This window comes from Pseudanabaena sp. 'Roaring Creek' (assembly GCF_001402795.1).
Lineage (GTDB): Bacteria > Cyanobacteriota > Cyanobacteriia > Pseudanabaenales > Pseudanabaenaceae > Pseudanabaena.
This window is the reverse complement of record NZ_LIRE01000028.1, coordinates 1-4,066: the sequence shown is the minus strand read 5'-3', so window position 1 is coordinate 4,066 and position 4,066 is coordinate 1. Positions and strand designations below refer to the sequence as shown.

Annotated in this window: 3 protein-coding genes and 1 riboswitch; all 3 genes read left to right on the top strand. The window is 43.7% G+C overall.

The features are described from left to right. Nucleotides 1-312: 312 nt before the first annotated feature. Nucleotides 313-454, top strand: a riboswitch (cobalamin riboswitch). Between the two features lie 21 nt (nt 455-475). After that, complete coding sequence (locus AC805_RS00760; protein ID WP_055073641.1) at nt 476-1,150, top strand: HupE/UreJ family protein; 675 nt, start codon at nt 476-478, stop codon at nt 1,148-1,150. A gap of 197 nt (nt 1,151-1,347) precedes the next feature. Next, entirely contained in the window at nt 1,348-2,388 is a 1,041-nt protein-coding gene (cobW, locus tag AC805_RS00755) for a cobalamin biosynthesis protein CobW (RefSeq protein WP_055073640.1), read from the top strand. A 43-nt stretch (nt 2,389-2,431) separates the two neighbouring features. Further along, complete coding sequence (gene cobG / locus AC805_RS00750) at nt 2,432-3,898, top strand: precorrin-3B synthase (protein WP_197278592.1); 1,467 nt, start codon at nt 2,432-2,434, stop codon at nt 3,896-3,898. Nucleotides 3,899-4,066 lie beyond the last annotated feature (168 nt).

Sequence of the window (4,066 nt, the reverse complement as noted above, 5' to 3'; positions counted from 1 at the left end):
AACGTGAGTTCGGGATAATTTGAAACGGGCATTGAGAAAGGGTTTGCGTAGCAAACCCTTTCTCAATGCCCAAGAGTAAAAGCCTTGCTACGCAAAGCTTTTACTCTTGGGCTTTTAAAATTTGTCAGCTTAACCCAAACTGACGTTAATTCACAAAAGTGTTGTCACACTTTTGTGAATTGATATAAGAAACTCTAAGGTGATTTGACAGCCCAAGCTTTGTCAATCTGTAAAGATTTGCCCCTAAAGTAGGCGAATTATTGTAGAGTCATAAAGCTGTTCTAGTTTTAACGGGGATCAGCCGTTAAAAATGAAATTAAGTAGATTACCTGTAACTACTTGGATTTTGCATTGGGGAAAGTTTGGTGTAAGTCCAACGCTGTACCGCAACTGTAAAGCCGCTTAATTAACCGCTGCTAAAGTCAGGATGCCCGCTAGAACTAGTTTTACTGTCCATATCTGCGAGTTACAGAATATGAATTTTTCTAAACTTTCTTCATCAATTCAGTCCAAGTCCTTAGCGATCGCCTTTGGCTTTAGTCTTTTACTATTTGCTAGCCCAGCATCGGCACACCACGCAATGGGTGGTAGAATGCCTAGCAACTTTTTTGAAGGTTTCATGTCAGGCTTGGCTCACCCAGTCATTGGGGTAGATCACTTAGCTTTTATTGTGGCTGTGGGTTTATTTGCCGCAATCAAATCTCAAGGGATTCTCATTCCAGTTTCCTTCGTGTTATCGGCAATGCTCGGTACGGGAATTCATTTGCTGGGAGTAAATTTACCAGTTGTTGAATTGATCGTTTCCGCATCAATTTTGTTGTTTGGCATTTTATTAGCTCGCAAGCATAGCCCAAATATTCTTGTCATGATCGCTTTATCAGCCGTCGCAGGTTTGTTTCATGGCTATGCCTACGGTGAAGCAATTTTTGGAGCGCAAACCACAGCTTTGGTTGCCTATTTATGTGGATTTACCGTCATTCAATTAGTCATTTCTGGTGCGGCTTTTTGGATCGGTCAGAAGGTACTAAAGGGTGATTTTGCTCAAACCGCGCCTAACCTACGTTCGGCTGGATTGGTAATTTGTGGAATTGGTGCGGCTTTTCTAGCATCAAATATTTCATCTCTAATTCTCCCTGCACCTAAGGTTTAATACCAATTCACAAAAGTGTTGTCACACTTTCGTGAATTGATATTACAACCTATAGGATTGCTATAAGCAGCTAGGCGCAATTAAATATAAAACCCAAAAAGCTGTAGCGAACGCTGCGCATTCGCTACAGCTTTCGACTCTAGGTTTTAATTATGCCCAGTTACTTATGCGCTTTTTTCAGTTTTTTAGAGAAGATTATGGCAGCGAAAATACCCGTAACGGTAATTACTGGATTTTTAGGCAGTGGCAAAACCACGCTAATTCGGGAACAATTACAAAATAATCAAGGAAAGCGTATAGCTGTACTTGTGAATGAATTTGGTGAAATTGGCATCGATGGCGATCTCCTGCGTTCCTGTCGTGTATGCGATGAGGATGGCAAAGAGATTACTCCCAATATTGTGGAACTGACCAATGGTTGTCTTTGCTGCACCGTGCAGGAAGAATTTTTACCGACAATGCAGGAATTGCTCAAAAGGCGCGATCGCATTGATTGCATTTTGATTGAAACCTCTGGTCTAGCATTACCCAAACCCTTAATTCAAGCCTTCCGTTGGCAAGAGATCCGCAATGGGGCAACCGTTGATGGCGTGATCGCCGTAGTCGATTGTGAAGCTGTCGCTAGTGGACGCTTGGTCAGCAATCTTGAAGCCCTTGATGCTCAGCGTCAAGAAGACCCCAACCTTGATCATGAAACTCCCATTGAAGAGTTATTTGAGGATCAGTTAGCCTGCGCCGATCTGGTGCTATTAACGAAGACCGATCTGGTCGATGCCGAAGCTCAAGCTAAGGTGCAGACATGGTTAAAGCAAGAACTGCGCGATGGCGTGAAGGTGGTGGCTTGTGGCGATGGCAAGGTCAGTTCTGAGATTTTATTGGGCTTTAATGCTGCGGTGGAAGATGATTTGGATGCGCGTCCCAGCCATCACGACGACGAAGAAGAGCATGAGCATGATGATGATATTAATTCGATTGATATCGTTACGGAACGAGCTTTTGAACCGAGCCAGCTATTAGCGGCTTTGAAGGAAACGATCGCTAAGCAGGAAATCTATCGCATTAAGGGATTTGTCAATGTTCCTCATAAATCGATGCGAATGGTTCTTCAAGGTGTAGGCGATCGCCTTGAAACCTCCTACGATCGCCTATGGTCTAGCGACGAAACTCGCCAAACGCGCTTGGTATTTATCGGTCAATCTTTAGAGCGATCGCAAATTGAAGCGGCGCTAAGTTTATAGCCATGATGAAGGCGCGTTGCGCCTTCATCATGGGATTATTTTTTTGGAATTTTCTCAATTGCAATCTACTACAGCTATTTGTCCCAGTCTTTTTAATGCCACTACCGCCCAAGATGGCATTCTTTCGCGTATTCGGTTACCTGCGGGGTTGATTACAGCTACGCAATGTGAAGCGCTCCTAAAGGTCGTCAATCAATTTGGTAATGGTGAAATCCAAATTACTAATCGGGCTAATCTCCAAATCCGCACTCATCAAGCCCTTTCGGAGGAAGTACTTCTAGATCTACAAGACTATGGATTAGCTTCCAGTAATCCCAGCATAGACGGCTTGCGGAATATCATGGCTAGTCCTACCGCAGGGATTGATATGCAAGCCAAAATCAACACCATTCCTTTGGTTAAGCAATGGAATTTATATCTCGTCAATCATCCCGAACTAGCAATTCTTTCTTCTAAATTTAGTGTTTGTTTTGATGGTGGCGAGATGGTCAATGTCAGCGATCGCCCTAATGATATTGTCTTCTCTGCCTTAGAAGTTAGTGGAGAGATATACTTTAGCTTGTATCTCAGTTTTGGCGATCGCGGAGAATCGCCATCGCCAGTGGGAGTTTTAATTGCTCCCCATCAAGTAATGGAAGTTCTTGCTGCGTTCGCAGATATTTATCGGGAATATACTGACCTTGCTACTAACTTTACTGAGGAAAGATGCAATCAGCAATATTCGCGGCTGCGTCCGCTCCGTTTAAGAGAACTTCTAAAAGACTGGGGTGTTGAACGTTTCCTAAGCGCAGCCACAAAAAGGCTCGGTTATTCCTTACAATTCATTCCCCTTGAATTAATGGCAAGGGAGACTGAGACTCAACAATGCGATCGCTATCGACATTTAGGAATTAACCCTCAAAAGCAAAGGGGACTTTCCTATATTGGTGTAGTCGTTCCCTTGGGAAGGCTCACGGCGACGCAATTGCAGGGATTAGCACTTTTAACCACAAAATATGGTGGTGGGGCTTTGCGACTGACACCTTGGCAAAATATTCTGCTTACGGATATTGCGGATGTAGATATCGAGCGGGTAACGCAAGAGCTAGCGCATTTGGGCTTGTCGATTTCGGTCAACCATCCCTATGCGGCGATCGCTGCTTGTTCGGGATATAAGGGATGCAAAGCCGCCTTTACGGATACTCAAGCCGATGCCAAAAAAGTTGCCGCCCACTTAGAAAGCTGCATTAAACTCGATTATCCAATTAACATTCATTTCTCTGGCTGTGATAAGTCCTGCGCCCAGCATCACTCCAGCGATATTGCTCTAGTAGGAATTCCTATCGAGAATGGAGAGACTAATTCTGAAATGTATCGGGTTTATGTAGGTGATGATGGAGATCATTTTGGCAAAGAACTGTATGCGGAATATGCAGCTAAGGATTTACCGATGCTCATCGAACAGTTATTGAGAGACTATCAGAGTCAGCGTTGTAACTCCACGCAAACTTTTAAGGAATTTGTCAAATAAAAAAGCTACGCTTTTTTAAAACCCAAGAAGAGAAGGTTGGCGCTCCGCGCCAACCTTCTCTTCTTATACCAATTCCCAAGATGGCAACGCCATTTTGGGAATCTCAAAACCTTACTGGGTTTGGTGTTTAATTCACAAAAGTGTTGTCACACTTTCGTGAATTGGTAT